The sequence below is a fragment of the Cereibacter azotoformans genome (assembly GCF_021391315.1).
Lineage (GTDB): Bacteria > Pseudomonadota > Alphaproteobacteria > Rhodobacterales > Rhodobacteraceae > Cereibacter_A > Cereibacter_A azotoformans.
In genome coordinates this window covers 947,246-973,688 of the sequence record NZ_CP090021.1, presented here as the reverse complement: position 1 = coordinate 973,688, position 26,443 = coordinate 947,246, and the positions used below count along the sequence as shown (strand labels likewise).

44 protein-coding genes are annotated in these 26,443 nt (G+C 66.4%); 13 read left to right on the top strand and 31 right to left on the bottom strand.

Going from position 1 to position 26,443, the window contains the following annotated elements:
* Nucleotides 1-35 precede the first annotated feature (35 nt).
* Genes LV780_RS04920 through LV780_RS04900 form a run of 5 tightly spaced genes read right to left on the bottom strand, consistent with a single transcriptional unit; the run spans nucleotide 36 to nucleotide 6,609 of the window.
* On the bottom strand, nucleotides 36-2,210 hold the full coding sequence (locus LV780_RS04920) for a phage tail protein (RefSeq protein WP_181969636.1): 2,175 nt from the start codon (nucleotides 2,208-2,210) through the stop codon (nucleotides 36-38).
* Entirely contained in the window at nucleotides 2,203-2,622 is a 420-nt protein-coding gene (locus tag LV780_RS04915; protein ID WP_233863912.1) for a DUF6950 family protein, read from the bottom strand. The genes LV780_RS04920 and LV780_RS04915 overlap by 8 nt, the downstream gene beginning before the upstream one ends.
* On the bottom strand, nucleotides 2,619-3,206 hold the full coding sequence (locus LV780_RS04910; RefSeq protein ID WP_117344936.1) for a hypothetical protein: 588 nt from the start codon (nucleotides 3,204-3,206) through the stop codon (nucleotides 2,619-2,621). The genes LV780_RS04915 and LV780_RS04910 overlap by 4 nt, the downstream gene beginning before the upstream one ends.
* Nucleotides 3,203-3,853, bottom strand: a complete 651-nt coding sequence (locus tag LV780_RS04905; protein WP_117344935.1) for a hypothetical protein — start codon at nucleotides 3,851-3,853, stop codon at nucleotides 3,203-3,205. The genes LV780_RS04910 and LV780_RS04905 overlap by 4 nt, the downstream gene beginning before the upstream one ends.
* On the bottom strand, nucleotides 3,853-6,609 hold the full coding sequence (locus tag LV780_RS04900) for a tape measure protein (RefSeq protein WP_117344934.1): 2,757 nt from the start codon (nucleotides 6,607-6,609) through the stop codon (nucleotides 3,853-3,855). The genes LV780_RS04905 and LV780_RS04900 overlap by 1 nt, the downstream gene beginning before the upstream one ends.
* 11 nt (nucleotides 6,610-6,620) lie before the next feature.
* Here LV780_RS04900 and LV780_RS04895 point away from each other — a divergent pair, with 11 nt between their 5' ends.
* A complete protein-coding gene (locus LV780_RS04895) occupies nucleotides 6,621-7,109 on the top strand; it encodes a hypothetical protein (protein ID WP_117344933.1) in 489 nt (162 codons plus the stop codon).
* Here LV780_RS04895 and LV780_RS21915 read toward each other — a convergent pair.
* The 22 genes from LV780_RS21915 to LV780_RS04790 form a co-directional block, all read right to left on the bottom strand.
* Nucleotides 7,078-7,212 (bottom strand): hypothetical protein, encoded by a 135-nt coding sequence (locus tag LV780_RS21915; protein WP_267964960.1) that lies wholly within the window; start codon nucleotides 7,210-7,212, stop codon nucleotides 7,078-7,080. The two genes, LV780_RS04895 and LV780_RS21915, sit on opposite strands and share 32 nt — an antisense overlap.
* Before the next feature lie 20 nt (nucleotides 7,213-7,232).
* Complete coding sequence (locus LV780_RS04890; RefSeq protein ID WP_117344932.1) at nucleotides 7,233-7,649, bottom strand: gene transfer agent family protein; 417 nt, start codon at nucleotides 7,647-7,649, stop codon at nucleotides 7,233-7,235.
* A complete protein-coding gene (locus LV780_RS04885; RefSeq protein WP_117344931.1) occupies nucleotides 7,646-8,092 on the bottom strand; it encodes a phage tail tube protein in 447 nt (148 codons plus the stop codon). The genes LV780_RS04890 and LV780_RS04885 overlap by 4 nt, the downstream gene beginning before the upstream one ends.
* Nucleotides 8,093-8,160: 68 nt before the next feature.
* The gene (locus tag LV780_RS04880) at nucleotides 8,161-8,604 is read right to left on the bottom strand and encodes an HK97-gp10 family putative phage morphogenesis protein (RefSeq protein ID WP_117344930.1); all 444 of its coding nucleotides are present in this window, start codon (nucleotides 8,602-8,604) and stop codon (nucleotides 8,161-8,163) included.
* Nucleotides 8,605-8,745: 141 nt separating this feature from the next.
* Complete coding sequence (locus LV780_RS04875) at nucleotides 8,746-9,159, bottom strand: DUF3168 domain-containing protein (protein WP_205029381.1); 414 nt, start codon at nucleotides 9,157-9,159, stop codon at nucleotides 8,746-8,748.
* Entirely contained in the window at nucleotides 9,159-9,515 is a 357-nt protein-coding gene (locus LV780_RS04870) for a head-tail adaptor protein (protein ID WP_117344929.1), read from the bottom strand. The genes LV780_RS04875 and LV780_RS04870 overlap by 1 nt, the downstream gene beginning before the upstream one ends.
* A complete protein-coding gene (locus LV780_RS04865; protein WP_117344928.1) occupies nucleotides 9,515-9,997 on the bottom strand; it encodes a head-tail connector protein in 483 nt (160 codons plus the stop codon). The genes LV780_RS04870 and LV780_RS04865 overlap by 1 nt, the downstream gene beginning before the upstream one ends.
* Nucleotides 9,994-10,182, bottom strand: coding sequence for a hypothetical protein (locus tag LV780_RS04860; RefSeq protein ID WP_117344927.1), 189 nt, complete (start codon nucleotides 10,180-10,182; stop codon nucleotides 9,994-9,996). The genes LV780_RS04865 and LV780_RS04860 overlap by 4 nt, the downstream gene beginning before the upstream one ends.
* A complete protein-coding gene (locus LV780_RS04855; RefSeq protein ID WP_117344926.1) occupies nucleotides 10,179-10,640 on the bottom strand; it encodes a hypothetical protein in 462 nt (153 codons plus the stop codon). The genes LV780_RS04860 and LV780_RS04855 overlap by 4 nt, the downstream gene beginning before the upstream one ends.
* Before the next feature lie 69 nt (nucleotides 10,641-10,709).
* The gene (locus LV780_RS04850) at nucleotides 10,710-12,014 is read right to left on the bottom strand and encodes a phage major capsid protein (protein WP_117344925.1); all 1,305 of its coding nucleotides are present in this window, start codon (nucleotides 12,012-12,014) and stop codon (nucleotides 10,710-10,712) included.
* A 2-nt stretch (nucleotides 12,015-12,016) separates the two neighbouring features.
* Nucleotides 12,017-12,961: a S49 family peptidase gene (locus tag LV780_RS04845; protein ID WP_117344924.1), complete on the bottom strand. Its 945-nt coding sequence runs from the start codon at nucleotides 12,959-12,961 to the stop codon at nucleotides 12,017-12,019.
* 14 nt (nucleotides 12,962-12,975) lie between these two features.
* Nucleotides 12,976-14,238, bottom strand: coding sequence for a phage portal protein (locus tag LV780_RS04840; protein WP_117344923.1), 1,263 nt, complete (start codon nucleotides 14,236-14,238; stop codon nucleotides 12,976-12,978).
* Between the two features lie 2 nt (nucleotides 14,239-14,240).
* The gene (locus LV780_RS04835; RefSeq protein ID WP_117344922.1) at nucleotides 14,241-15,953 is read right to left on the bottom strand and encodes a terminase large subunit; all 1,713 of its coding nucleotides are present in this window, start codon (nucleotides 15,951-15,953) and stop codon (nucleotides 14,241-14,243) included.
* Nucleotides 15,953-16,447 carry a hypothetical protein gene (locus LV780_RS04830; protein ID WP_117344921.1) on the bottom strand — a complete coding sequence of 165 codons (495 nt, stop codon included), beginning with the start codon at nucleotides 16,445-16,447 and terminating at the stop codon, nucleotides 15,953-15,955. The genes LV780_RS04835 and LV780_RS04830 overlap by 1 nt, the downstream gene beginning before the upstream one ends.
* Nucleotides 16,448-16,547: 100 nt before the next feature.
* Nucleotides 16,548-16,727, bottom strand: coding sequence for a hypothetical protein (locus LV780_RS04825; protein WP_117344920.1), 180 nt, complete (start codon nucleotides 16,725-16,727; stop codon nucleotides 16,548-16,550).
* Nucleotides 16,724-17,044 (bottom strand): HNH endonuclease, encoded by a 321-nt coding sequence (locus LV780_RS04820; protein ID WP_233863910.1) that lies wholly within the window; start codon nucleotides 17,042-17,044, stop codon nucleotides 16,724-16,726. Before LV780_RS04820 ends, LV780_RS04825 begins: the two co-directional genes overlap by 4 nt.
* A 184-nt stretch (nucleotides 17,045-17,228) precedes the next feature.
* Entirely contained in the window at nucleotides 17,229-17,753 is a 525-nt protein-coding gene (locus tag LV780_RS04815) for a hypothetical protein (protein WP_117344918.1), read from the bottom strand.
* On the bottom strand, nucleotides 17,750-18,337 hold the full coding sequence (locus LV780_RS04810; RefSeq protein WP_117344917.1) for a hypothetical protein: 588 nt from the start codon (nucleotides 18,335-18,337) through the stop codon (nucleotides 17,750-17,752). Before LV780_RS04810 ends, LV780_RS04815 begins: the two co-directional genes overlap by 4 nt.
* A 219-nt stretch (nucleotides 18,338-18,556) precedes the next feature.
* The gene (locus tag LV780_RS04805; RefSeq protein ID WP_117344916.1) at nucleotides 18,557-19,201 is read right to left on the bottom strand and encodes a DUF1376 domain-containing protein; all 645 of its coding nucleotides are present in this window, start codon (nucleotides 19,199-19,201) and stop codon (nucleotides 18,557-18,559) included.
* Entirely contained in the window at nucleotides 19,191-19,484 is a 294-nt protein-coding gene (locus LV780_RS04800; protein ID WP_117344915.1) for a helix-turn-helix domain-containing protein, read from the bottom strand. Before LV780_RS04800 ends, LV780_RS04805 begins: the two co-directional genes overlap by 11 nt.
* Nucleotides 19,481-19,948 (bottom strand): AsnC family protein, encoded by a 468-nt coding sequence (locus tag LV780_RS04795; protein WP_117344914.1) that lies wholly within the window; start codon nucleotides 19,946-19,948, stop codon nucleotides 19,481-19,483. Before LV780_RS04795 ends, LV780_RS04800 begins: the two co-directional genes overlap by 4 nt.
* Nucleotides 19,945-20,463, bottom strand: coding sequence for a DUF1937 family protein (locus LV780_RS04790; protein ID WP_117344913.1), 519 nt, complete (start codon nucleotides 20,461-20,463; stop codon nucleotides 19,945-19,947). Before LV780_RS04790 ends, LV780_RS04795 begins: the two co-directional genes overlap by 4 nt.
* Nucleotides 20,464-20,711: 248 nt before the next feature.
* Between LV780_RS04790 and LV780_RS21910 the strand changes: the two genes are divergently transcribed.
* Nucleotides 20,712-20,837, top strand: coding sequence for a hypothetical protein (locus LV780_RS21910; RefSeq protein ID WP_267964959.1), 126 nt, complete (start codon nucleotides 20,712-20,714; stop codon nucleotides 20,835-20,837).
* A gap of 10 nt (nucleotides 20,838-20,847) precedes the next feature.
* Here the strand turns inward: LV780_RS21910 and LV780_RS04785 are convergent, their stop codons facing one another.
* The 4 genes from LV780_RS04785 to LV780_RS04770 all read right to left on the bottom strand — a co-directional run bounded on the left by LV780_RS04785 (nucleotide 20,848) and on the right by LV780_RS04770 (nucleotide 22,407).
* Nucleotides 20,848-21,414 (bottom strand): hypothetical protein, encoded by a 567-nt coding sequence (locus LV780_RS04785; RefSeq protein WP_181969635.1) that lies wholly within the window; start codon nucleotides 21,412-21,414, stop codon nucleotides 20,848-20,850.
* Between the two features lie 155 nt (nucleotides 21,415-21,569).
* Entirely contained in the window at nucleotides 21,570-21,845 is a 276-nt protein-coding gene (locus LV780_RS04780) for a hypothetical protein (protein ID WP_117344911.1), read from the bottom strand.
* Nucleotides 21,842-22,183, bottom strand: coding sequence for a hypothetical protein (locus LV780_RS04775; RefSeq protein WP_117344910.1), 342 nt, complete (start codon nucleotides 22,181-22,183; stop codon nucleotides 21,842-21,844). Before LV780_RS04775 ends, LV780_RS04780 begins: the two co-directional genes overlap by 4 nt.
* A complete protein-coding gene (locus LV780_RS04770) occupies nucleotides 22,183-22,407 on the bottom strand; it encodes a hypothetical protein (RefSeq protein ID WP_147326418.1) in 225 nt (74 codons plus the stop codon). Before LV780_RS04770 ends, LV780_RS04775 begins: the two co-directional genes overlap by 1 nt.
* Before the next feature lie 90 nt (nucleotides 22,408-22,497).
* Here LV780_RS04770 and LV780_RS04765 point away from each other — a divergent pair, with 90 nt between their 5' ends.
* The 11 genes from LV780_RS04765 to LV780_RS04720 all read left to right on the top strand — a co-directional run bounded on the left by LV780_RS04765 (nucleotide 22,498) and on the right by LV780_RS04720 (nucleotide 26,440).
* Nucleotides 22,498-22,875, top strand: coding sequence for a hypothetical protein (locus LV780_RS04765; RefSeq protein ID WP_117344908.1), 378 nt, complete (start codon nucleotides 22,498-22,500; stop codon nucleotides 22,873-22,875).
* Nucleotides 22,876-23,049: 174 nt separating this feature from the next.
* Nucleotides 23,050-23,562 (top strand): hypothetical protein, encoded by a 513-nt coding sequence (locus tag LV780_RS04760; protein ID WP_117344907.1) that lies wholly within the window; start codon nucleotides 23,050-23,052, stop codon nucleotides 23,560-23,562.
* On the top strand, nucleotides 23,535-24,302 hold the full coding sequence (locus LV780_RS04755) for a hypothetical protein (RefSeq protein ID WP_147326417.1): 768 nt from the start codon (nucleotides 23,535-23,537) through the stop codon (nucleotides 24,300-24,302). Before LV780_RS04760 ends, LV780_RS04755 begins: the two co-directional genes overlap by 28 nt.
* A 197-nt stretch (nucleotides 24,303-24,499) precedes the next feature.
* Nucleotides 24,500-24,697 carry a hypothetical protein gene (locus LV780_RS04750; RefSeq protein WP_117344905.1) on the top strand — a complete coding sequence of 66 codons (198 nt, stop codon included), beginning with the start codon at nucleotides 24,500-24,502 and terminating at the stop codon, nucleotides 24,695-24,697.
* Nucleotides 24,694-24,933 carry a hypothetical protein gene (locus LV780_RS04745; protein WP_117344904.1) on the top strand — a complete coding sequence of 80 codons (240 nt, stop codon included), beginning with the start codon at nucleotides 24,694-24,696 and terminating at the stop codon, nucleotides 24,931-24,933. Before LV780_RS04750 ends, LV780_RS04745 begins: the two co-directional genes overlap by 4 nt.
* Nucleotides 24,930-25,253 (top strand): hypothetical protein, encoded by a 324-nt coding sequence (locus LV780_RS04740; protein ID WP_117344903.1) that lies wholly within the window; start codon nucleotides 24,930-24,932, stop codon nucleotides 25,251-25,253. Before LV780_RS04745 ends, LV780_RS04740 begins: the two co-directional genes overlap by 4 nt.
* Nucleotides 25,254-25,370: 117 nt before the next feature.
* Nucleotides 25,371-25,646 carry a DUF2312 domain-containing protein gene (locus tag LV780_RS04735; RefSeq protein WP_117345043.1) on the top strand — a complete coding sequence of 92 codons (276 nt, stop codon included), beginning with the start codon at nucleotides 25,371-25,373 and terminating at the stop codon, nucleotides 25,644-25,646.
* A 101-nt stretch (nucleotides 25,647-25,747) separates the two neighbouring features.
* A complete protein-coding gene (locus LV780_RS21905; protein WP_267964958.1) occupies nucleotides 25,748-25,879 on the top strand; it encodes a hypothetical protein in 132 nt (43 codons plus the stop codon).
* A complete protein-coding gene (locus tag LV780_RS04730) occupies nucleotides 25,879-26,028 on the top strand; it encodes a hypothetical protein (RefSeq protein WP_181969634.1) in 150 nt (49 codons plus the stop codon). The genes LV780_RS21905 and LV780_RS04730 overlap by 1 nt, the downstream gene beginning before the upstream one ends.
* Nucleotides 26,025-26,186, top strand: a complete 162-nt coding sequence (locus LV780_RS04725) for a hypothetical protein (protein ID WP_181969633.1) — start codon at nucleotides 26,025-26,027, stop codon at nucleotides 26,184-26,186. Before LV780_RS04730 ends, LV780_RS04725 begins: the two co-directional genes overlap by 4 nt.
* Nucleotides 26,183-26,440 carry a hypothetical protein gene (locus LV780_RS04720; protein ID WP_117344902.1) on the top strand — a complete coding sequence of 86 codons (258 nt, stop codon included), beginning with the start codon at nucleotides 26,183-26,185 and terminating at the stop codon, nucleotides 26,438-26,440. Before LV780_RS04725 ends, LV780_RS04720 begins: the two co-directional genes overlap by 4 nt.
* Nucleotides 26,441-26,443: the final 3 nt, after the last annotated feature.

Genomic DNA, 26,443 nt, shown 5'->3' with positions numbered 1-26,443 from the left:
GCAGCCCGTTGGCCGGGCCGTCGCAGGTCGTCGTTCTAGACGACAGTCTTCGTGACCGGCCCGGACCTCGGGCCGGCGATGCCAGAGGCGTTGATGCCCTCGGCCCAGTAGGTCCAGGTGCCCACGCCCGGATTGTCCACGTAGCCGTCCGGGTTCGACGGGATGCCGTATTCCGTGCGCACCACGATCGCGTCCGCAAAGACCGTCGTTTCCGAGCGCCAGATCCGCGCCGCGAAATACCGGGCGTCGTTCGGGGCCTCCCAGGTCAGGGAGACCGCGCCGCCGATCACCAGACCATCGAAGCCGCTGAGTGAGCCGGGAGGGGTCGTGTTCGCGATGGCGGTCACCGACACCGGATCGGTCGGATACCATGAGGATGTCCGCCCTGATGCCGTGCGGTTGCGGATCTGCGCCTCATAGACGCCACCATCGACCAGCCCGCCTTGCGTCAAGCTCGTCTGGTCCCGGCCCGCCGTCAGCACCTCCCAAGGCCCGCCGTTCACCCGCCACTGCAGCTGCTGCACGTAGTCCTCGTCCTGCGCTGGCCACAGCCATCTGATGATCGCGGTGCCCCCGGTCTGCGTCACGACCTGCCCCGTGAGGCTCGCCGGGGTCTCAATGTCATCAGAGGACTCCACGCTCCCACGAGCCGGGCGCGGAGGCTCCTCGGTGGCCGCCACAAACGCGAAGTCTTCGGCAGTCGCGGATGTCGCCTCGAGGCTGAACGAGATCCTGCTGCTCTCGCGCACGAGCCGCCCCACCTCGACATTGCAGGAAATGCCCAGCTCCGCCAGCTCGATCCGAACGAACCTCTGGCCGATCAGCTCGTAGCCGATGAGCTTGAGCTGGCCTGCGATGGTGTATTTCGGGCGCTGCGCGCGCCCCAAGCGCTTGGCAATGCGCACCGCCTGGTTATGCGAGGTAATCAGATCGGAATCGGCCACGGAGCGCGCGCTGTTGGGCTCCATGACGATGGCGCCGCAGGTCTGCTCGCCATAGTCATAGGCCGGCTCGATGTAGCGCACGGCGAACTCTCCCGGCACGTCCGGCGAGCTGTCGCCCTCACTGATCTCGATCGACAGGAAATCGCGATCGGTCAGCGTGACCGTCGGCTCCTCCCACGCCCCCACCTTGAAGCCCACGGAGCCGTCGGGCCGCTCATAGAACCAGGCGTCGCAGGCCAGGGCCAGCCGGTCCCGCACCTGTTCCCACGGTTCGGTCGAAAGGAACACGCCGTCGATGGTCCAGCGCGGCTGCGTGCCGCCGGAGGCATTGGTCACCGTCTGGTCGCAGATGTCCGCCTGTGCGGCCACCTCTGGCCAGTGGACCGCCTTGCCATAGCGCAGGCAGTTGTGGGCGATGATGAGCGCGGCATTGCGGGTCCAGCCGTAGGCGCCGGTCCGCGGATCATAAATCCGATCATGGCCGTCCCAGATCGGGTTGTACGTCCATTCGCGGGCGTTCGGGAACACCTTCTGGAAGTCGCCATCCTTTGCGGGCCGGCCGGCGTAGAGGACGGCATAGCTCAGGCCTGCGAAGTCGTGTGCGCTGGTCACGGCGGGGAAGGTCTCGACCAGCAGCGGATCGGCGGCCTGGGCAGGCTTGCCGGTATAGGGGCGGATGGACGCGAGGACACCGTCCTCCCCGCCGGCGGGCGTCGAGATCACGGCGCCGGTCGCGTTCACATCCACTTCCCACTTGTCGAGGTAGTGGGTCACCGGCCCCTTCGTCCGGTGCGCGGCGATCAGCACGGCATAGTGCCGCCGGGACTTCTTCTTCGTCAGCGTTACGCCGATCGAGGTGTTGATCTGGACAGTCGTCCGCGCGAAGCCGGTGAAGGCCAGCGGCCCGCCCTTGCGGACGCGGCCATAGACCCATTCCATCGGCGCCAGGTCCTGCGCGAAGTTGACCTTCCGCTCGGCCGGGCTCGGGATGTCGAAGCTCTTCTGTGTGAGCTTCTGCGCGATGATCGACAGGCCGATGGAGAGCAGCGTCTTGCCGACGATGGTCGTCAGCAGGAACGTGCCCGTAGCAAAGCCGGCGGCCGCAGCGCCGCCGAGGGCCGCGGCCACCGCACCCGTGGCGGCGGTCGCCCCGATCGAGGCGAAAAATCCGCCAATGAACGCGCTCACCGGGTCCGCGTGCGCCTCATCCGCCGAGCTCACGATGGCGGTCGTGGAGAGCAGCGCTGCAATGATGACCCTACGCACGATACCCCATCCCCCATGCAGCGATGATTTCCGGGCGGTAGCAGGTGATCCCGCGCTCGCTCTTGACCGCCCATGTCTCGCCCAGGCAGATCGTGCCGTGCGGGCGCATCTGCCCCTCGATCATCGCCAGCGCGATGCCGACATCCCCGGTCACCGGCCCCTCGGTGCGGCCGATGCCAAGTGGCTCGAGACGGCGCGCGAAGGCGCCCACGGGGTCGGTGAAGAAGCGCGTGGCGCGCTGGCATTCTCCGGCCGAACCATAGGTCAGCCGGTCGTCGGCCATCGGATCGACCCCGCGCAGATGCAGCACCCAGTCGGCCACGATCGTGCAGCAGTCGCACGAGCCCCACACGAACGGGCGGCCGGCCCACAGATGCAGGTGCGCGAAGAGAGGCGACATCGTGCAGGTCATCCGAACAGCTTCTGCTCTTGATAGTTATCGCGCGGCATGAACTGCAGGCTCGGGTTCGGCGCCCCGGTCAGACGCGCGTGATCCTCGGTCGTGTAGAAAAGGTTCGGCGCCGTGTTGCGGCCCGCGAAGGGCGTCTCGAACCCGACCGTGATCCTCCGCTCGAGAGAGCCCGACGCGGAGAACGTGAGCCGCGTCATCGTCCGGCGGGCCCACGGGATCGGCGGCAGGGCTGGCGCGTGGAACTCCTCAAACGAGCGCAAGGGCTGGAAGAGAAGCGTGATCACCCGCCCGCGCACATAGTCGATCCCGAGCTCGCGCACCTCCTGCACGAGGTCCGGCGCGTCCGGGTCCTGGAAGAAGGTCAGGCCGATCTCTCCGGCCGGCGCCGTCCCCTGGATTGCACTCTCGATCTCGGAGCACGAGACGAGGCTCGACCCGACATAGGTGACGCCATCCGTGGCCGTGAACGTCCCGTCCACGCCGCAGAGGAACCCGAACACCCCGTCGGGCGTGTCGATCTGCACGAGATCCAGCGCGCCCACCACATCGGCGCGCGGGTCGAAGCCGGCAGGAAAGAAGCTCATCGGCCGATCCACTCGATCACGGAGAGGGGCACCCCGAAGGACCCGCGGCTGAAGGCCGGCAGGCCCATCGCGTCCTCTGTCGAAAGGAAGATCCCGCGCGCGAACACGTCGATCAGCGCTCCGTCCGGGATGGCCTTGCGCAGCATCCGCACGGTGAGCGTCACAGCCGAGCCGGAGCCGCTCCGGGCGACGACCGCGAAGGGCCAGTCATTGTGGCTCAGGTAGCCTCCGACGCGGATCGGGGACGGCAACCCGGTCTCATCGACGACCAGCGATGTCTCACCGGCCGACACGGCCCCCACGACCGGCACGCGAGGGCGAGGCTCGACGTAGTGCCCGGTGAGGAATGCCGCGATGTCGTCGCGCAGCCGGCCGCTCCGAGGCATGCCGTAGCTGACCGGATCCACCATCCGCATGCGGTAGGCGTTCCGGCGGCCCTCACCGCGCATGATCAGCGCCCGCCAGTGGCCGCGGAGGTCGCGTGGTATCTCGAGCACGGGGGCGCCCACGAACCGCGGCAGGCGGTTGTAGACGATCTGCTCCCCGTCGATGCCTTCGCCGGCCGACTGGCCCCGCCAGTCGATCCGCCAGTCGTGGGCGGACGGCCGCATGAAGATGCGCGGCACGTCGATGATCGTGCGGTTCATCAGGTCGTTCCCCGCGCGCTGTAGTTGTTGATGGACGATCCGAGCTGCCGCTGCTGCCCGGCCGCGGTGGCGGCTGACGTGGCCAGGGCGACGCGCCGCATCGTGCCGATGATCCGGCCGTCATCATCGGCCGAGACCTGCGCCACATAGGGCTGAGGCACATAGACCACGCGCGGGGCCTGCGCCTTGGCCGCCATGGCTGCGATCGCCTTCGGCGCCGGGACGCGCGGCATCTCGGGTATAACGACCCCGCCGGACGCATAACCCTTGGCGCCGCGCCGCATCGCCTCGACCACGGCCACGCCGCCGGCCCGCGCCACGTCACGCTGAGACCAGACCACCTCGCCCCGGTGCACCACGCCGGCCGGCTCGTCCTTCGCGCCCGCGCCGGTATAGCCGCCTTCGGAGAACCCGCCGAGCCCGCCGACGAGCCCGCTCACCGCATTGCCGATCACGCCGTTCCACATGGCGTTGAACGCGGCGTTGAGGGCGATATCGGCGAGCTTGTCGATCACCATCGAGAGCGCGTCGCTGAAGCCATGGGCCCCCTTGATGAGACCGGAAAATGCCTGGCTCATCGTGCCCTTCGCATCCTGCAGGTTACTCTGGAACTCCTCATGCCGCTCGGTCGCCATGGCGTTCGCCTCGGCCTCGCGCTGCCAGTCATCTGCGAGACCTCGAACCTGCTCGCGCAGGGCAGGCGTGATCGTGAGCCCCTTGTTCTGGAGGTCCTGCAGCATTTCGGCTTCCTTGCGGGCGCGAGCCACAGCGGTGCCGTACCTGTCCTGTCCGAGCTTCAGTTGATTGAGCGCGTCAGTCTCCGCCTTGAGCCCCTCGGTCTCCTTGAGGATCCGGTCGTCGAAGCGCTCGACGGCCTTGGCCTCGCGACCTCCTCCACCGCCGCCACCCTTCCGGCCCTCCTCGGCGCGACGCGCGGCCGCGGCCAGGTTGCCCCGCGCAGCCTCGGTCAGGTCCTCGTCGCTGACGGTCGCGCCGTCGGGCACGCTCTTGCGCAGGCGCGCGATTTCCGTCTCGAGCGCGAGTTGCTCACGGGTGAGGCCTTGCAGGCGGCGTTGCTCATCGAGGTAGGCGCGACCTGCCCGGGAGGCGGCCACTTCAGCTTCCTGTCGGGCATAGGGATTGCCGAACCGGCCCATGTCCGGCGCATAGGCCCCTAGCGCCGCCTGAATGTCCGACTGAACCTGCCGCGCCGCGGCCGATGTCAGGTTGAGCATGTTCCAGAGCTGCGTGATCGAGGAGATCAGGCCCTGACCGAGCCCATTGATCTCTCCGAGGCTGGTCAGGGCGGCGTCAAGATCTTTCGCACTGGCGGTGCCGTCCATGGCACGGCGATTGAAGTCCTCGAGCGTCTCACGCTGCTCGTCGGTGATGATGCCGAGCCCATTCAGGTGCTGCACCTGCTCCATGGCCAGCCGCAAGTTGGTGCGAATGGCATCGAGGTTCGCCTCGGCTGCATCGCTCTCAAGTTCGAGCTTGAGCACCTCTGGCCGAGATATGCTCTCCATCGCCTCCTTCGCACGACGCGCGCCATCCTCCACAGCCGTGGCCATCTGGGGCGCCGTTTCACGGATCGAATTCAGCCGCTTCTCGAAGGCTTCCGAAGCCTCGCGCGCGTCGGCCGTGCTGGCCGAGTACAGCATCAGCGCGCCCACCGCGGCCACGCCAACCACGGCCCCGATCGGCCCCGCTGCCGCGCTCAAGCCGCCGATGGCCGACGCCACGCCAGAGACGGACGATGCCGCCCGGATTGCGGCGACGAACTTCGTTGCGGCCATCCCGGCGAGGCCGAGATTGCCGACCATTCCGGCGATGGACCGGCCGAGCAGGCCGGCCCCGATCAGGGCGGCCACCTTCACAGTGATATCGGCAATGGCGTCGAAGTTGTCGGCCAGCTCCGACAGGCCCTCTACCAGCCGCTGCGAGGCCCCGAGGCTCTCATCGGTCTGGCCGATGTAGCGCGTGAACGCGTTCTCGACCTTCGTGATGCCCTGCTCGATCGTGGTCGTGGCATTGGCCGCCATGCTCTGGATGGTGGGCAGGCCGCGCAGGAATGCCTGGAAGAACTGCTGTCCGCTGACCTTGCCGTCGATCACCATCTGCCGAAGCTTCGAGACAGACCCGGCCGCACCGTCCATACCATTTGCGACCGCAATCAGGATTGGCCTCGCACCCTCGTTGATCGAGTTGAACTCTTCCGCGAAAACCCGCGTCGAAGAGATGGCTTGACCAAGTTGCGTCAGAGCCCCCTGTGCCGTCGTCACATTGGTGCCGGCGACACGAAGAGCCGTTCCAACACCCGCGGAGAACTTGATCAGATCCTTCTGAGAGGCTCCCAGCATGTCAGCGGACTGTGCGGCACGGCCATAAAGCGTGGTTAGGGCGGTCAGGGGAGCTGCGTTATCCTGTGCCGCGCGATACAGCTGATTGAGCACCTCCGTCTGGTTTTTGCCCACCACTCCAGCGACTGCCAAACTGTTTTTGGCCCCTGTCCAAGCGTCAGCATATCGGGCGACCTCGCGAACCGAGAGAGCAGCGCCGATGCCGAGCAGGGGCGTCACCAGCGACCGGGCGGCGGTGCGGCCGATGTTGTCGAGGTTCCGGTTCATCAACTTGAAGCGGTTCTCGATCTCGCGGGCCTGCTTGTTCGACACCCCAACGGCCTTGTTCATCTCGCGCTGATACTGCTTGATGTCCGCGGAGAGCTGGACGACCAGCTTTTCGAGATCAGTTGCCAAGGGGTATCTCCATGCGCAGGACCATGCTGCTCATCTGCTTTCTCGCCGCGGCTGGCGCCGCTCACTCTCAATTCAGGCTCGACGTGACGCCCGACGAGTACCGGGCGTGGAAGGGCGCCGTGACGCTGGATCAGATCTCGGTAGGCGAGAGCATCATCGCCATGACGCCGGGCTGCACGAGCGACGGCCAGCTGTTCATGCCGCGAGACACCGAGGCCATGGATAGGCCCGCCCAGTTCCTGACCCGCTACCGCGTCGAGCGCCTTCCGGGATCGAAGGTGGCCGTGACGATCATCCCCGGCGCCGGAAGCGAAAGTACCGAGCGCATGATCTCGGATGCCATGGCCGGGATTGTGGCACTGACCCTTCAGCCGGACAGCTGCGCCAGGCTGGCCGTTCCACTCGACCGGCTATTTCCGATCGCGAGCATCAATGGCCACACCAGCACGAAGCAGATGATGGACGCAATCACCGCTCCCCCATCTTCTGCTGCACCATAGCCCACAGGTCGTCCTCGTCCTCAGGCGTGAGCTTGCCGGCCTCTTCCGGACAATTCGCCTCGATCCACCCATCCACGGCGGCGGCGTACTCCCAGACCGACATGTCCTTCACCTCGGCTACGCTCAGGCCGATGGCGGCTCCGGTGCCGTAGATTCGGGCGAAGCGGATCTTTCCGCGCGGGAGCGCGTCGCCCTCCGGCCTCCCGCGCGCGGCTTTCCCGTCCGCTCCTCCGGCGCGCCCAGCAGCGCCGCCGACAGGATGGCCTGCGCGTGCTGCAGGTTCTCGAAGGGCGGGCGGTCCTCGACGTAGGCTCGGACCTTCTTGAGCGCAGCGGCGGGCGCCATGCCGCCGCCGATCAGGCCGAGGCGGATCGTGTCCGAGATGTCGCCGACCTTCCAGGAACCATCCGCAAGACGACCCAGAACCACGTAGGGACCGGCGTCGCATTTCTCCTGCAGCTCGCCCAGCTGGCCCCATTTCAGTGCGAACAGGTACGTCCCGTCCGCCCAGTCGAGGGTGATTTCCGCGCTGCGGCTCACGGCGTCGCCGTCCAGGTTCCGACCATCTCGCCGTCGGACTGCATCGAGACCGCGATGGTGCAGCGCTGGCCACGCTCCGCGCCGATGGTCAGGGACTCGACGTGCATGCGCCCGAGATACTTGAGCACACCGGCCGAGAACGCGATCTCCACCTCGACCTCGATGCTGTCGGTGCTCTCGTACGCGGCCAGCCACGCCGGGATGGCCGAGGCGGCGAGCACGCCCTCCCCGCTGACAGATGCCGACAGGCTCTGCACATCCCGACCGAGCCAGTCGGGCGCGTCCGGATCGTCGCAGTCCGGGATCGAGATCTCCGACAGGTTCTTCGAGAGGGCCAGCGACTTCGAGGTGAAGCCGCAGGGGGCGGCGAAGACGGCGGGCGTGGCACCGTTCGACAGCGACACGGTGAAAGCGCCCGCCTTGGCGGTGACAGGTCTGGCCATGTGTGGTTCTCCATGTGAAAGGGCCCGCCGCGGCGGTGCCAGTGAGGCCGATGCTGGCCGGTGAAAAATCAGCCGCCGGCGGCGACCTTCTTCGCCGCGCGCCGCACGCCTGCGCGGATCTTGCGGCCGGCGGATTTCTTGTTGGCGCGGTAACTCACGTAGAAGTAGGGGCGAGCCGTCATCTTCTGCGTGCCGAACTCGACCCACCGCGCGTAGTAGGCGTCCATGTCGCCGAGGCCCTTGTCCCGCGAGCCAGCGTAGATCGTGATCGTCAGCTCGCCCCCGAGGCTCGCCTTGACCGCCGCAATGACCATGGAGCCCTTCGGAGCCTTGCCCCAGGTCCAGCCGATGCTGTCCTTCAGGGCGCCCGTGTCTTCAGGGACGAGGCTCTTCATCATCGCGACCATCTCCTTGGCCGCCGCCTCCATCGCCGGCTTGATCTCGGCCAGCGCGGCCGTGGGCAGGCGCCGCAGCTTTCGCTCGAGCCGGGCGAGGTTCAGGATCCTTGCCACGCCGCACCTCCTCCGCGGCGCCCGCCGCGATTGCTGCCGATGCGCAGGCCCGCGTCACGTTCAGCTTCATGCCGGGAAGGTAGCGGATCTTTGCCTGGGGCGTTGGGCGCCACCAGAACTCCCGCGAGAACTGGACCCACATCAGACCTCCTCGATCGTCGCTTCGATGGGTACCACCGCATGCCCGGTGATCCCGTCCGGATCGCGAAACACACGCACCGGGCGGACGCGGATCTGCACCAGGGCGTTGGCCGTGAACTCGACCGATGCTCCATGCAGGTCTGCCTTGATCGCGTCCGCCAGTTCCCGCGCGCCACGGAGCTTGCCGCTGTCGCGTGTCCAGCCGTCGAGCTGGAGCGTCTCGATGCGGGCCGGGATGCCGTCGGCATCGTCCTCGACATGATCGGACGGGCCGAAGGACACATAGGGAAAGGCCGCTGGGGACGGCACGTTGTCGTAAACACGCCCGGCGGTGAGCGCCAGCGTGGCGCTGCCCGGTGCGGTCAACAGTTGGTAGACGGCAGTTTGCAGCTCGACGGATGGGCTCACAGGCATCAGACAGCCACCCCAGATTCCGCGGTGATCTCGAGCCAGCGACGATCATCGCTCGGCACGATTGACCGGATATTGTAGACCACGCCGCGCCCAACGTCGCGCATGCGCCAGTCCGTCCCAACCGCCCGCGCCTCGACGCTGTCTCTGATCGAGACCACCACCGGCTGTCGGCCAGCCAGGCGGGCCGCCTGTATCGTCTCCCCGCCCCTGAGATAACGGATCGAACCTCGGCAGATCAGGCGCTCGCCCCAATCAGCCGTCGTCCCGCCCGATCCGTCGGCAATCTCGATCGGCGCGTCAAATGCGACTTCATCCAGAAGGCGCGCCGCGCCATCACGTTCGCTGATCCTATCCATCAGACGCGCGCCCAGCAGAGCTTGTCGACCAGTTCGTGATAGGCCGGCGAAAGATCAGAGCGGTCGAACAGGTGCTCGACATACAGACAGATGACCACCTTCGCGATTTCCAAATCGCCGGCACCGAGCCCGCAGGTAAACTCGACCGTCACCTCGCGCGCGGCGCCAAACAGGGAGACGACCGTCCTCCGGCCATTGAGGGCGACAGCAGCTTCGACCGGCTCACCATCGGCCGTCACAGAGACATCCGTCACGTCAGGCATGGCCAGGATGTAGGGGCCGGACGTGAAGGTCTGGCGCCACGTCTGCGGGAGGATGGCCCGGCCGAGGATGCCGCCGGGCCCATCCAGTCTCGCGACCGCCGCCGCCTCCAGCGCCGACAGCTGAGCATCGTCTGCGCCCGTGCTTATTCGCAGATGGCTCTTCAGTCGCGGCAGATCCACGACTGGCGCCGACGGAGGGGTGACGATCACGAGGCTCATTTGCGGGCCGCCTTCGGCTTTGGCATCGGGTCGGACGGCTCCGCCGCTTCTTCGTCAGCGGCGGGAGCATTCAGCGGCGATGCGACGCCGGCGGCGACCAGCTCGGCAGCCTCGGCATCAGGGAAGCCGGCGACCTCCCCGCTGTTGTAGCGCCCGTGGTGCTTCGTGAACCTCACGGGCGTCATTGCGGCAGGCTCTCCGCGCCGCCGAACGCGATGACGCCAGAGAGGGCGGCGGTGTCGGTAGCCGTGGCCGAGAGATCGGGCGTCACGTTCAGCCGGACGTAACGCTTGGCGCCCGCCAACGAGACGTTGACCTCGAAAGTACCGGCCAAGGTCCCGCCGCCGGTCGGCCCGGTCGCGACCACGGCCGCGTCGGCACTGGCGAGCGCGCTTGCGTCCGCGAGATCCGAGGCATCGCCGTGCTGCAAGGCGTACGCGAGCGAAAGCGTCTTTCCTGCGGCCAGGGTCGCGGTGTAGGGAACGGCCAGCACAGCCGATTTCGGCCACCCGAGGGCAGCGCGGTCGATGATGGCGCCAGTGACGGCGGTCGCATCGCCGGTACCTCCGGCGGTGGCGGCGGTGTTCGCAATCGCGCGGCGCACGCTGATCTTGTCGCCGATCGAGCGGATTTCGGTGGTCATGAAAGTCTCCTCTCCGGGCGTCAGCCCTCTGCAGGTGGCGGAGCCGTCAGCGACGGCCCCGACGGTTCATCAGGCGGACGGCGACCAGGTCACGCCGGTGAGGATCGCGACCGCAGGCAGATGCCGCAGTCCGATGTCGTGCTGCATGATCATCCGCATCAGCGTCTCGTCGCGCGAGAAGGCCGCCTGCATGGTTCCGGAGGCATCCTTGTAGGCGGCCTCGGTGGACATCGCGACCTCGATGCCCATGTGCTCGCCCACCATGATGTGGGTCGGGTCCGCGAGCATGATCTCCGTCTCGCTGCCGCTGGCGCCAAGGTTCTCCGGGATCTCGGTCGTGACGTGCACGGGCTTCCGGCGCAGGCGGCCGTTCTGCATTTCGGGGAAGGCGAGGTTGCCGTTCCCGTCGCGCAGGTTCGAGAGATAGCTCTCGGTGCGGGGCGACATGATCCAGTGGGCATTGGTCTGCACCACGTTGTGGGTCGCCAGCGCGAGCTCGAGACGCGCCAGGTCGTTGGTCACTTTCTGCAGGTCCGGCGACGCCGTCATGACCAGGACATGGGTCGCCTCGAACGGACTCCCGAGATGCTGATAGCGCAGGCCACGGGGCGAGAACTCCGTCCCGGCACCGCGCAGGAAGTGGCGGTCCTGGATCAGAGCCGCGTCGGCGATCGCATCGTCACGGATCATCCGGTCGACCGACACGGATGCGGAACGCAGCAGGTCGTTCGAGACGGGGATGATGCCTCTGAGCTTCTTGGCGGAGAGCTTCACCTGTCCATAGGTGTAGCCGGTCGCCGGAGCGTCCGTCTGCTCGCCGCCGTAGCCGAACGTCGCTCCGGTCGCGCGCCGGTTGGTGGTCAGGTTGCCGTTCGGCATCGGCACGATGCGCGGCCCCATCGCCGTGACGACGCTCGCCGGGCGGAGGAGCTCGATCACCTCAGCCGAGACATCCTCGGGCACGAGGAAGCCACCCGCGACGCCAGACCCCATGTTCTGGTTCGCGAAGAGGCCGCTGTCCCCGTTCGCCTCGGCAATCTGCTGGGCGACATAGGCATTGCCGCCGGCAGCGGCGATCGTGCGTATCATGCGCGCGAAGGTAATGCCCTTCTCGGCCGCCTGGGCCGGCGCGGGCGCCGCCGGAGTGACGCCGGGCAGCGGCTGCACCGGCCGGGCGGCGGCGGCGCGACGACGTTCGAGATCCTCGGCCCGCGCGAGGTCCGCGGCCACCTTGTCATCTTCAGCCTTGAGCGCGTCGAACTGCGCGGCCTGGTCGGCAGTCATGTCTTCGCCATCGGCGACCGAGGCGACCAGCGCTTCCATCTGGTCAATGATGCCCGCGCGGCGGGCTCGCAGGGCCGTGATCCGGTCCATTCTCAGCTCCAATCTGCGGCCCGACGCCGCGTTTCGACTTCGGCGGCGGCCAGCGCACGGCGACCTCCGGTGTTGACCCGGGTGCGCCCGGGATTGCGCAGCACGCCCTCGAGCGTGCCGATCCTGTCGGCCATGCCAGCATCAATGGCGGCGCCAGCGGGGACCATTGCTCCGCGGCCAAAGCTGGCGAGCACATTGGCCGCAGTCGTCTTCCGGCCTTTCGCCACGTCGCCGACGAATACGGCTTCGATGGCGTCAACCTCCTCCTGGATCGCGGCCCGACCCTCATCCGTTGACGGATCGGGGCGCTTGCGAGGCGCGCCAGAACTGACAATTTCGTAGCTGCGGCGGCCGTCCGCGCCGGGGCCCTCCTGCCTCGATGTCGAGGCAACCACACCGATCGATCCGACAGAAGCCGCGCGTTCGACCACCAGCTCTGCCGTCTGGCTGGCCAGCCAGTAGCCGGCGCTGGCGGCGATCCCGGTGACAAAGCCGGAAATCGGCTTGCTGGCGCCCCGGATGGCTTCGGCCGCCTCGCCCAGACCGGACACGACGCCGCCGGGAGTGTCGAAGAGCATGACGATCCGCTCGACGTTGCCGTCGGCCAAAGCCACCCGCATGTCGCGCATGATCGCATCGAGCGATGTCCCGCCCGCCGAACTGTTGATCATGTTGGCGCGGGGAAAGATGGGGCCGAAGACAGGCACCACCGCCACGCCATCCCGCACGGTGCTCATGCGCGCCCCTTCGAGAGGAGTTCCGACAGCCGCCACCGCCGAAAGGCTATCCTGCAGCCGCGCCTGATGGCCGTCATTCGCCACCGGGCGCAGGGCTCCCGATTCGAAAGCGCGCGCCGCGACGGCCTCGATTGCCTCCAGATAGGCGGGCTGGATAGCCCAGGGATGCGCGCGGATAGCCGCGACGAGCGCGGTGATGTCGTTCGTCATCTCGGGAGGTCCTTTCAGGTTTCCACCGCTGCCTGCGGCGCTTGCTGCGCCGGCGGCGTCCCGGCCAGCGTCATGTTGCCTGGGCGCCAGTATTCCTCACCGGCGCCACCTTCGATCGGCGCGAGGTTGTCGCGACGGCGCAGTTCGTTGGCGTTGACCATCCCCATCTGCCGCTGGAGCCAGTAGGCCTCCATGCGGCTCTTCACATCGCCCTTCACCAGAGCGTCGGTGACATGTTCGAAATAATAGGCATCCGCGGCGAACTGGCGCGTGGCCGACTGGCTCACCCGCTCGTAGTGCGGGCCGAGGTGGAACACGATGAACTCGAGGCTCTGCTGCTCGATATTCGAGAAGGTGGCTCTCGACAGGTCGAAGATCAGATGCGGCGGCACGCCCCAGAGGCGCGCCAGGTCCATGACCTGAAAGCCGCGCGTCTCAAGGTACTGCGACGCCTTGTTGTCGTGGCTGAGGAACTGGGCCTCCAACTCCTGGTCGAGGACGGCAATGTCGTCGCCGAACGGACCGCCGTAGATCGCCTTCCAGTCGGACTTGATCTGCTTTCGCGCGATCGGGTCCACCTTGTGCTTGGTCTTCAGCAGGGTGCTTGGCCGCCCCCCGTTCCCCCAGAACTTCGCGGCATGGTCAGCCGTGGCGATGGCCCCGCCGATGGCGTCGCGCGCGAACTGGATCGGGTTCAGTCCGGCCAGCCCATCACGGCTCATGCCTGCAATGTGCCAGATGTCCCGGGCGGGAAACCTCTCCCGCGACCCGTCCGGCAAGGTTGCATCATAAAAGAGCGTGACCCCCTCCGAGCGATCGAAGTACTCCGCAATCAGGACGCTGCCGGGCTTGAGGCGCGTCAGCGCCTTCGGACGGCCGGCGAAGTCGCGGCTGACATAGGCGTAGAAGTTCCCCGACAGCAGCAGGTCCATCTTGAGCAGTTCGCGGAAGGCGAACGCGGTCTGATGGCTGTTCGGCCGGTCGTGAAGGAGGGCTGCGATGTCATCCGACACGCGCTCGCGGCCATCACCGGTGCGGCGGAAGTAGTGCAGGGGCGTCATGGCGAACACGCCGGACAGGACACGGATCGCCTGAAGTGTCGCCGGGATGGAGAGCGCCGTGGTCTCGCTGACCCGCACCCCTGACCTGGAAACACCGCCGGTGACGAAGCCGTGCCACTGGCTCGGGCTCTGCACGTCACCGGACGCCTGAGCTACCACGGGCGGCTCCGATCGGGTCGCCTGCGGTTCGCTCCGGAAAAAGTCGAAGAGGCCCATCCCTACATCCCGGTGTATTCGAAGGCCGCAGAAGCAGCCGTCGGGTTCATGTCCATCAGGATCGCCGCGTTGAACAACGCGATCAGTGGATCGATCTTCGCGATGCCAGCAGTTTGCTTCGTGATGTACACGTTGTTGCCCTTCTGCTCCGACTTCGCGTTGCCGACCGCCCAGTTCATGAGGCGCTGACCCCCGTGACGCAGCCTCCCGTCAAGGAGGCGGCGCTCAAGCCCCTTGACCGCTCCGTTCAGCTTGTAGCCCTGCCCAACGGCCATGATGTGCACGTTCGGGTCGAAACCCTCTGCCTCCAGGGCATCGACCAGAGCCGCCACGCCATGCGGATCGAGCCCTATCCCCAGCTTTTCCGGCATCAGACCTGCATCGCGGACACGGGCGCAGATCTCGACCATCTCGATGGTGTGCTCGTCTGCCGTCGCGGTGATCCGCAACTCACCTGCGTCCCGCAGCTCCTCAAGCCTGGGCGCGATCTCCTTGCGCCTGACGAGGACGTCCCTGACGCACCACGCCCAGCCCCACGCTTGCCACAGCCTGGTCTCCCGATGCCGACCTATGGCGGCGAGGCTGCAGAGGTCGTCCGCACCACCCACGTCGCCGCCCAATACGATGACCTCGCATTCTTCGAGCATGTGCTCGAAGGTCAGGCCGTGGTCCGCGTTCTTCAGCCAGTAGTCTGCGCCTACCCAGCGGTTCGCGTGGAGACCCAGACCGATCTCAATGTTGAGGTGTTGGGAGGCCCACCTGATCTCCTCGGCGGGGCCCTTCTCCACCGCGGTGCGATAGTCCTGCACCAGGCGCTCTATCGTGACGGACCGGCCCAGGTTCGGCAGGACCATCGGCCACAGCTTCGGGTCGCGCCACGGCTTCGCCTCGTCGCGCTGCACGTCTTCCGGGAACTCGTAGAGGATTGGCAGCATGCGCACTGATGCGGTGATCCGGCCGTCCCTGACGCCGCGAGCGTAATCCAGTTCCGACTTGAAGACGCCTGTGGGGACGATCTCCGACTGGGTCGTGATGATGATCAGAAGGCTCTCATCGTTCGTGATCATGCCGCCGCGGATCTGTCCGATCACGCGCTCCGCATGGCTCATCTCCGCCATGAGGTGCAGCTCGTCGATGATCGCAAACGCCGGGATCGAGCCTGTAACAACCTTCGGATCGAAGCTCTTGATCTTCAGCTTCGCATTCATCCGCGTCCCGGTGCTCTCATCCTTGTGCAGGTCCAGGATCGTCTTCTTGTGTTCGATCACCTTGAACCGCTTCCGCAGGTAGGGATCGGCATCGATCATCCCGGCTGCCTGATCGAAGCACTTCTGGGCAACCTCATGCGTCGGTCCGATGATCACGCCGTCGATGTTCGGGCGCCGATTCATCAGGAGCGCGATCAGCCCCAAGGCCGCAGCGTTCGTCGTCTTCGAGTTTTTCTTTGGGATGAGGTTGAAGATCTCCCCCACGAACCGCTTTCCCGTCGCGGGATCGATCGATCCGAAAGCCGCCCGGATCACCTCGCGGAACCACTCACCAGCGACCTCGCCCATCGTCGGCTGCCCGGTGACATCCGGGATTCGCAGGAGGTTGAAGAGATCGACCGCCGCCTCCGCTGCAACCGGGTCGAGCGGCAAAGCCGGAACCGGCACCTGGCCACGCTTCAATCTGTCTGCCCAATCCGGGCAGGCGAAGCTCACATCGAGCGTCATCAGTGGCGGCCCCTCAGGCGGTCGAATATCTCGCCATAATTGTCGGGCACCTGCTGGGCCTCCCGCAACGCCTGCTCCTTCTTGCCGGCGGGCCGAGCCGGTACATCTGCATCCTCATCATCCGCTTCCGCATCCGGCCGCCGGTTGCGCGGTGCCTGCGGGGCCGCGGTCTCGTAGCGATCCAGCAGCGCCTTGACGGAAGGGACATGGCCGTCCCGCGCCCGCTTGTGCAGGATGTCCAGCATCTCGCCCACCATGAAGATGCGACCCGAGGAGAGCTCACGGGAAAAATGCTTGCGGAGCGTTTTCGCATCGATCCCCATATCCTCGGCGATCATCTCGTGGGTCCAGCCATCCGCGGCGCGACGTGATACAAACGCCTGATTTTCCTTGTCTTTCTTGAATGACTTGCGCCCCCGCCGATCACGGATCGGAAGCCGCGGAAGGCCGAACAGGTCAACCTCCCCGCCCACCTCTGAATTTTCGTGATCCACAGGAAAAAAATCCCTCCATGTTAGGGGCGCGGGTCTAGCGCCACCCCGAGCCCCAGACTTTCGCCCCCCCCCTCTCCGGATGGGCCGGGCCAGGGGACCGTCACTCATCGCCGCGGCACAGGTGGAGCCGCACAAGCAGAGGGCCAAGGCCGATCTCAACCGAATCGTCCCAGAGGAGGAGGCCGAAGAGCCATCTCCCCCAATCCATCAGGCCGATAGAGGCGTGCGCGCCGATGAATAGGAACCACCCGAAGCCGTCGATTCTCTTGAGCCTGATCATGGCCTTCGCTCCTCGCGCTGCTTGTCCCGGTCGTGGCAGGTCTTGCAGAGGCACTGCAGGTTGGCGGCGTCCCAGAAGAGCGCCTCGTCGCCCCGATGGGGGATCTTATGGTCGGCGACCAGCAGCGACGTGTCGGCTTCAAGGCGGCCACAGCCCTCGCGCTGGCAGGTGAACAGGTCCCTGACCAGCACCGACCAGCGCAGCCGCTGCCACCGCGCGGTCTTGTACCAGCGCCGCCACGGCTGCGTCTCATCCCGATGGCGATGCCGCTCGCGCTCGGTCGAGGGGACCGGCGAGCACGCCAGGCGCGACGGCATCGTTGCCAAGCGTCCCGGAGCCTGCTTGAGCCGCGCCATGACTGCCTGCCGAAGTTGAGAGGGTGAAATGCAAAGCGCCCGCTCGGGTGACCGGCGGGCGCTATGGTGGATGCGGGAGTTGCTCCTTCACACCTCTCGCGATGGTGCCAAGATGCCCACTTGTTTTGGGAACGTCAAGCGGATGCTAGGCCCATGCCTCGCACAAGGCTTGCAGGCCGCGCTGCAGGCGGTCCAAGTGGCGGGCTTCGGTCCGGCCATCGACGCACCCAGGCATGCTGCGCAGCGAGTTGTCCCGGAGGATGACGTGTTCAACCACCGGCCGCGCATAAGTTGGGACCTCCGCCCACATGCGGAAGAACTTGCGGCGGCGATCCACTCGCGCGGCCTCGTGATCGAAGTCACCGGCCGAGGCATCCACCCGGATGATCGCTGCCAGCGGATCGCGGGTCGGCATCCCGGCCGAAGCCTCGAACAGTTCAACCGCAATGTTCGCCTGCGCATCCGTCAGCTTGCCCTGACGATGGTAGCGGCCGACCCATGTCTCACGCCGCGTGCGGATGACCCCGTTCGGGTTCACCCGCTTGCCCGTCTCCGGGTCTTGGTAGGTCGCCTCCTCGATCGTCTTGCCGGCGATCTGCGACGGCGTCAGTGGACCGAGATCCCACGGAGCCGCCGCCAACGTAACCTTGTCCACCTTCACAGCCATCATGCCGCATCCCCTTCCGTGACGTCCTTCCGCGCGCGCCCGGCCTCGACCAGGGCGCGGGCCTGTTCCTGATCCCGCAGATACTGGCCGAGCCAGTCCCGATCCTCCCGCGTCGCCGTCTCACGGGCGATCCGGTCACGCACCAGCTCGACGCGGCGCGCGTTCTCCGCCGCCCGCTCGTGGATCTCGCGCATGTCCATGGCTAGAGGCGGCCGAGGATGCTTGAGCAGCCAGCGGTAAAGCTCGACCAGATGCCCGCCCGCCTCGGCCTTCGGCCCCTCGACCGACGCCAGCCAGCTCGACACCAGCCGCCGCTCGGCCGCCGGCGGCTCCTGGATCGCGCGGGCGAACTGGCGGATCACCACCTCGGCCGGCCAGACCCCATCGGGCGCGCTGTCGATCAGCGCCTCGGCCAGCGTCATCAGGTTCTCATCGCTCATGTAGGCGAGCTGCTCGCACAGCCGCGCCATCGCCGCCTCGTGCGCCGCCGCGGCCACGCCGCGCTTGCGCACCATCCCGGCTTGATCGAGCCGATCAACCACCAGCGCCTTCACCCGCGCCCTGTCTTCCGCCTTCGCTCCACTCATGGCCCCGTTCCCTTTCTCAGCCATCCACGCCTGCCGCGCTCGCTGCCGCCTGATCCTTTCACCCCACCAGAAGGAGTGTTTTGTCAGGTTCTGTTTTGTCCGGTCCGGTCCTGTCTTGTCCTGTAGGGCAATTTCACTTCCGGGCCTGAAAGGTTACTGCAATCCTACAGTCGATTACTGTAACGGTTGCAGTAATTTACAGTTGATTACACTGTTAACTCATTGGAACTGCACAAGCTTCGGCCCGCCGCGCGTGGCCTCGAACGCCGCCCGCACATTGTCCGACGTGATGTAGAGATCCCGCTCCCCGAGCCAGTCCGCGATGGCCGTCACCACGTCCGCGCTCTCGGCCGCGCGGGTGCAGTTGATCTCGAGGAGCTTCTTCTTCACCCGCGTTCGGGCGACGGCCTTTGCGCCCTCGGTGCGCGCCTGGTCGCGCCCGCGCTTGCGCCGATGCATGTCGCGCGCGATGCCCGCGATCATCGGGTGCCCGAGGCGTGGATTGTCGGAGGCGCTGTCCTCGTTCACGATATGGGTCTCGCGCCAGCCGTAGAGGGCGCCCGCACGCGCCGCGCGCCAGCCCTCGATATCGGCACCGAATCCCGCGAGGCGCGCCAGCTCGAAGTCATTGTCGGGAAGCGTGCCCGCCGGGTCCTGCCGGAAGGCCTCGCACCACAGCAGGAGCGCGGTGCCGATGTCGGCCCGCCGCCCCTCGGCCAGCGCCCGGGCGACGAAGCGCGAGGTCAGCAGCCGGTTGATGTGCAGCGGCACCCATTCGTGGCTGGAGAGCGTTTCCCCAAAGGCCAAGGGATACTCCCAGAAGTCGCCGATGACTTCGGTCTCGTGCGGGTGGTCACTTTGCATTGGCTCCTCCCCGGCGCCGCTGCTCCCGGCGCAGCGCCTCGACGATGGTGGTGTGGTCGCGCCGCAGGACGTTGCCGATCTGGGGCAGCGAGAAGCCCTCGCGACGCGCGATGAAACAGGCGAGGTCGCGGGCCTGCACGAGACCGGCGAACATGCGCGGGCCGGTGATCTCCTGCGGCTCCCAGCCCGTCGCCTCTGCGACCTCGGCGACGATCTCGGCGATCCGGACCGGATGGCAGCGAGTGCGGATCGCGGCCGCGCGGGCGAGGTCCTCGGGCGTCATGCCACCCTCCTGTCAGGCTGAAGCCCCTTCTTGCCGTGGTAGGGCCGGTCCACCATCTCGCGCAGAGCCATCGCCGCGCGCGTTTCAGCGGCGGCCGCAGCGAGGCGCTGGCGAAGACGGAACTCGGCCAGAGGCAGCGCGGTCCAGCGACAGATCTTCCGCCGCCCGAGCTTCATCTGCCGTGCGGCCTTCGTGATCGTGTTGTGCGCCACGCCGAAGGCCTCCTCCATGTCGCGCAGGCTTACGCCCGCGCGCCACATCTCGGCAAAGTCCGACGGCGGCACCCAGCGCGCCCATTCATTGGGCGCCACCGGCCGCGGGCCGAGCCCGCGCAGCGCAGCCCGCTGCTGGACCGCCTGATAGGTGATGCCCAGCCGGCGACCGATCTCGGTGATGCTGAGGCTCGGGTCCGCCCACAGCCGCCGCAGCTCCGCTTCGCTCGTGACCCGACCGCGGTGGATCATGGCTCCGCCCTCTCGGCATAAACAAACACCGGCATCTGGCAGGCGAGCGCGAGGCGCACCTCGTGCCAGATGCCATGGGATTGCGACCAGCCGCGGATGTCGGGCACCACGACGGCGGCGCAGGAATCGAGGATCGGGCGGCACCACTCCTCCCAGAGCGGCACGTTGAACGGATCGAGCCGCATGGAGGGGAACCGCGTCGCATGGATCATGGCCGCGCTCTGGACGATCGGTGAGACCGCACTGACACCGACCGCGAGCAGCCGGGCGCACTCCACCGCGGCATCGCGCATGGCGGCTTCCGACCGATGCTCGCACCACGAGCCGTCATCAGCCCGGGCCCGCAGGCTGTAGGGCGAGGCGAGATAGACCGGCCGGCCCCAGCGCGCATGCCGCGCGACGAGCGCGGGCGAGGCGCCGAACCGGAGAAGGCCATGCGCCTGTGCGCGATGCGCGGCGAGCACGGCCCATTGCGGGGCACGGGGCAAATCCGACGGGCGGAGGGGCGCGGTCATTGTGGCAGCCCCTGCGGCAGCGCAAAGGAAACCGCAGAAGTCGCTGCGGCACCTAAGGCGCGACTAATGCGCGCACGACAAGTTGACTCGGAGCGCTCGAATCGGGATATGGGAATGAGTGTGGTGGTCCGCCGCAAACGGACCACCACATGTGCGACACCCCGGCGCAAAGCACCAAACCGGGGCACCACCGGCATAGGCGGGAGAGAAGCCCGCCGTCTGCCACGCAGCCAGGGAAAGGAGTCCTTATGGCTACGTACTATCACCCTATTACAGGGGTGCTTCTGAACGACATTGTCGTCTGCCGCAAGTCGCTGAACGGCGCTGTTGCCATCGACCTTGCAAAACATGCCAATGGTGAGGCCGATGTTTGACAAGCAGAGCCTAGACATCCCCTGCCCCAACTGCGGAAAGAAGACGAAGAAGACTGTCGGATGGATCAAGACGCACGACAGCTTCACGTGCAGCGGATGCGCACGGGACATCAGCCTGGACAAAAAGGACCTCGTCTCCGGTCTCAAGGCGGCTGAGAAATCCATGAAGGGTCTCTTCGCCGGCTTCGGTAAGATCCGGTAACGCCCGGACGAGGCGGTCAAGGGCGGCCGTCAGCGGTGCGCCATCCAGCTTGATAGCCAGGGGCGGCGTCTTTGCGCCGTCGCCCCCTTCCTCGCCCTGCTTCATCGCCTTTGCCGCGGCAATCGCCCGACCGAGCGCCACGAACATGTCCTCGGCCATTTCGATGGGGAGCGCAGCCTCGATCGAGCATCCGTCCAGCGCCACCTTCATATCGACCATGGCGTAATCATCGAGCTCGCCAGTCCACACTGAGCCCAAGAAAGAGATGATCCCATCGGGCATCGCGAAAGGCAGATCATCCGGCTCAAGACCGTCTGTATCGAGGAGGCCCGAGATGAATGGGCCGCCGTGTTTGTCCGCATCCAGGTCCGTCATGACATCACCCTTTATCGTGTGGTCGCCGGGGGTTCTGGCGCCACCGCGCCCCGGGAGGAGGGCGGCGCCAGAATGGAAAAGGCCGGGGGCAGATGGAGCGAGCGCCCCCGGCAGAGTGGCCGCGCCCGGTGCAGGCGAGGGCGCGGCGGCGAATGTCATGCGAGCAGCAGCGCGACGAGCGCCGACACGGCGGCCCACATGACGATGGCCGCGATCCCGGTGCCGATGATCACGGCTGGCACCAGCCACCAGCCCGAGGGCAGGATCCGGTCGAACTCGGGAGCGTCGTCGTCGGACGGGGGCGCGGCCCTCTCAATCCGGGAAAAATACTTCATCGCCTTTTCCTTCAGCCGCAGGTGCTTGGAGAAGGCGCGGTTCGACCGCGCCTCGTTGAAACGCCCGGCGAGATGCCAGAAGATCAGCCGGCTCATTGCTTCCGTCCCTCGATTTTCGAGAACACAACCTCGCCGCCGGCGATGAGCACGACAGCGGTCACATAGCGCAGCGAGGCATCATGCTCCTCGCGCAACCAGTTCCGCACCTGACGGGGGCTGACCCCGAGCACCGCCGCCGCCTTCTGCGCCAGGTCATGCTCGGAGGGCGACGGGAAGGCCCGGCGCAACAGGTTCGAGAACCATCGACGGCTCGTTCGGGCGTGCTCGTCGGAATTGGCAGGATTTTTCACGGTGATCACTCCATCTTGACCCTTGCACAGGGGTTTCGATGACGAAGCGATTTCATGACGGGAGAAGGGGGCGGCGTAGGACATCACGCTGCCCCCTTCGTTTCTTGATCGGCGTCCGCCACTGTCGGCCGGTTCTTCTCGAACCACTCCATCGCAGCGTTGAAGCGCGAGACCGTGATGTCAGCGCCAGCCCGAAGGGCGCTGAGCTTCTTGCTGTCGCCGAACACGCGGTAAGAGACCGTGGCGTCGCTGTCGATGCCAGAGGCTTCCTTGTAGGCGTCGGCTTTCTTGAGGAGGTCATCGATCATGAGCATGCCGCTCACTATCGGTTATTTTACCGCTATGTCAACGGTTGTCTTACCGATACCCTTTCGGGCGCAGTGCGGTAGAAATACCGTATGGACATGAAGGCCGTTCTAGACCGGATCGAGGCATGGATCGCTGAGCGCAACAGCGCCGGCGAGCGCGTGTCCATATCCAGTCTGAGCAGAGAGGCCACCGGATCGCCAGACACAATCCGCAACTGGATAAGGGCGCGGGACGGCGGGCGGCGCATAGGCGGGACGGCCCTGAAGGTCGAGCAGATCGCAAAGGCAATGGGTGTCAGCCAGCACTGGTTGATCACGGGCGACGGCGCAGCCCCGAGTGGCAGGTCTGAGGATCTGGATGCAGAAATTGTCGCATGCTTGGTGCTGCTAACAGAGCAAGAGAAGGAGCTGCTGCTAGCTGCTGCACAAGGCTTTGCCGCTCGGCACCAGCCGGAAGGGCAACGATGATGCGGAGCAGGCGGAGCAAGGCCAACTTCTCGTTGTCAACGCTCTGTCCGCTCATCTTCAATCCCCATGTTCTTAATCCGTTCACGGTAGGCGAATGGTTAAGATTCGGTCAACACACCTCCGAAGGGGGTGCGACAGGGTGGCCGTCGTTGCGAGTTGGACCGGTTGCCGCGCATGACGGTGGATGAGCTTTGCAGCATTCTTGGCGAGAGGAAGCGCCTCGTCGGTGTAGGCCGCTGGACCAAAGTGCATGCTCAGCTGCGCCTGACGGCTGCGGTGGAGGTAGATGGGGCGACCTTGCCCGGCATCACTTTCATGGCGGCGACCAACTTTGCGCGCCCCGACGAAGCGGTCGCATTGCAGCTCAAGGCTGAAATCAAGCAGAAGCCAAGACCCTTTGCGCGAGTGGACTGGCGCGGCAGTCCACACGGAAACCTGACACACCATTGCGCGAGGATGAAGTATATTGATGCAGGCCGAACACACTTCCACGACACGAACCTGCATCGGCACATCGGCTTCGACGAACTATTCTTGGGGCGCCTGAACCTTCCTGTTGCAGCGCCCATCACTCCAGAGCCGACGACCTACCAGGACCTGCTGGCTTTGTCGGCCGACCTGTTGCACATTGACAACCTCACCAGCATATCGATCCCGCCATGGCAGCCTCCAACCTTCTTCATCTGACCGGTCCCTCGGCCAAGGCCGTTGACGACGCTGTTGCGCGGCTGGTTGCCACGGACGTGCTGAATGGGCGATATCGGATTTCGATGCCGGTCGCGACCTGCACCGGATCCATGATTGATGTGTCTGTCTGGCCCGAGCCAGGGGATACCTTCATGGTGTCCGATGATGGGGCTGCTCATTTTGAGGTTACCAGCGGCGCGTTCAGTGAGCGGGCCTTCCAGGCTGTTGCCAGAGCGCAGTGCGCCAACTACGGCGCCCTGTTCGACGGAGGAACAATGCTCTTCATGCGCGTGGCCGCGCACCAGTTGCGCGGCGCGATCATCAGCATGGCAACCTTGATCAAGGAGGTGGTGGACGAAACGGTTGCGCGCTCCATCAAGGCGAAGGCGGAAAGCTCGCTCGAGCGGCTGTACGAGCGGCTCGACATGGCCTTTGATGCATCCAAGGTGGCGCATGATGCTGAGGTCATTGGTGCCTCGACGGCGGGCTACAGGGTTGACGCTTTAGTGCGGGCAGAAACTGGAGATGTCGTGTTCGATCTGTTCACCAAGGACCCGAACTCAGTCTCATCCACCTTTACCAAGCTTTCGGATATATATCGCCTTGATGACGGTCCGAAGCTGGTCGCGGTGACGCGTGACCCGGATGCAGTGGGGCCGAAGCTGCAGCTGATCTCGAGCGTCGCTCCGGTGATCCGCCTTGACTCTGCCGTGGAAGTCTTCCGGAAGCAGGCCGCATAAGCGACTCTCCATGAACTCTGTCGAAGCCCGGCCTCGCGCCGGGCTTTTTCATGTCAGAGCCGATGGTGGTGCAGAGCGAGCATAGCACTTCGCGCGGGGCAGCCGACGCGTAGCTCGGTTATTTTACCGCTTACCGATTGACAGCGGTATTATTACCGACCATAGTCGCTCCCATCGCACCAGCATGGGAGCCCACCGTGACAGCCTGCGCCTTCCGCTATCCGCGCTCTGAGCCGAGGCAGCGCTTCGCCATCCTCGACCTGACCGAACCGCAGTTCCGCCTGCTGATTGATGCCGCCGATCGTGGTCTTGAGTTCGGCGACTTCGACGATCACGACGCCGCCGCCGAGCTGACCGCCATCCTCCAGCAGGCGCGGGAGGCGCTCGAGCAATGACCGACGTCACTCCCGCCGACATCGAGACCGCGGCAAACATCATCATCGACGCGATGCCCTCCGAGGTGGACCCCACCCTTTTCGGAGGCGCGGTTGGCGCTGCCGCCATGGCCCTGACGGGTGGCGACCGCATCGCCGCCATGGCGGCGCTCGTGCGAGCCATGTGGCTCGTGACCAACGCACCCTATGACGAGGCCGCCACGACGACCGAGGCGCCGGAGGCGCGGGTGCAATGAAACAGGATCTCCCGCTCTCGCCCCGCGATCTTGTCATGACCCGCCACCATGCCGAGCACCATCCGAACCCCGAGATCCGCGAGACGGCCCACCGCCTCCTGACGGATCACGAGCTGGCCGTGGCGACGGGCCGCCCGCTGCACCGCGCCGTGCCCCGGCCGGAGCTGCGCAAGCCCCGCCCGGGCCCCAACCTGACCGGCTTCCTCGTAGGCCTTCTGGCGCTCGTGGGCTTTGCCTTCGCGGCGACGGTCCTCTGGGCCCACGCGAGTGACGTGGCCGAGACCATGGCCCGGCAGTCCGCCGCCATGCGGGGGATGTGAGCCATGTCCAAGCACGAAAAGCCCGTGACCATGACGATGACCGTCGGCGACCAGACCACGCCGCCCTTCACGCTGGACGACCTCAAGCGCGCCACCGCGGCGCTCGGCAAGCCGCCCATGAAGGAGACGGCCGCGGACCGGAAGGTCGCGCTCGACGCCTACCAGGTGACCGCCGACGAGCTGCGCCAGTTCATCGAACGCTACGAGCAGCTCGAGGCCGAGAAGAAGGACGTGGCCGAGCAGCAGAAGGAGCTGATGGCCGAGGCCAAGGGCCGTGGATACGACACCAGGGTGATGAAGAAGGTCGTGGCCCTGCGCAAGCGCAAGCCCGACGACATCGCCGAGGAGGAGACCATCCTCGAACTCTACAAGGCCGCGCTCGGCATGGCCTGACCCCACCCCGAGCGCGGCGGGCATCCCGCGCAACCTCCCTGTTGGAACTCCCGGGCGGCAGGCCCGCCCGGGCTTCTTCCCGAGATCCGAGGAGCATCCCCATGAAACGCTACCGCCTGCACTGCAAGAAATCCGGCCGCTTCTGGGACCGTGGCCTGCCGACGATGGCCATGGTCGAGAAGGCCGTGCGCCGCCTCGGGCTGAAGGACTGGTGGGTCGAGGAGGTCGCGTGATGCACCGTGAAGCCGCCCACGGCCTGAACCCCCTCCTGCACCAACTGCATCAGGAGATCGTCCGGCAGGCCCGCGCGTCGCGCTGCCCGTGCCTCGGCGCCGACGATTACTGCGCCTGCCAGGGCGCCCGCACGGAGGGCCAGCAATGACCGCAGCACCGATCAGCATTGCGCTCCTTTGCGACGAGGTCCGCGACACCATCCTGCGAGCAGGTAACAGGCGGCTGGAGACGGGCGAACTGGCCCGCGTCTTCGGCGCGCTCGCGCAGATCAAGGAAGAAGCGAAGGCTCCTGAGGCGCGCGCATGACCGGCCCGAGCGAAACCGAGAAGCTCCGCCGCCAGCTGGACGAAGCCCGGCAGCAGAGCGCCTGCGCGCGCCGTCACGCGGCGTCGCTGGCAGCGAAGAACGCCAAGCAGCGGAACGAGATCGGCCGGCTGACCCGCGAGGTCGAGCAGCTGCGCTCCGACAAGTCGAACCTGCTTTTCGAGATCAACAAGATGCGGGCGGCCGAGCGCCAGCGCCGCGAGATGCAGACGGAGGCACGGGCAGACCATGGGTAAGCC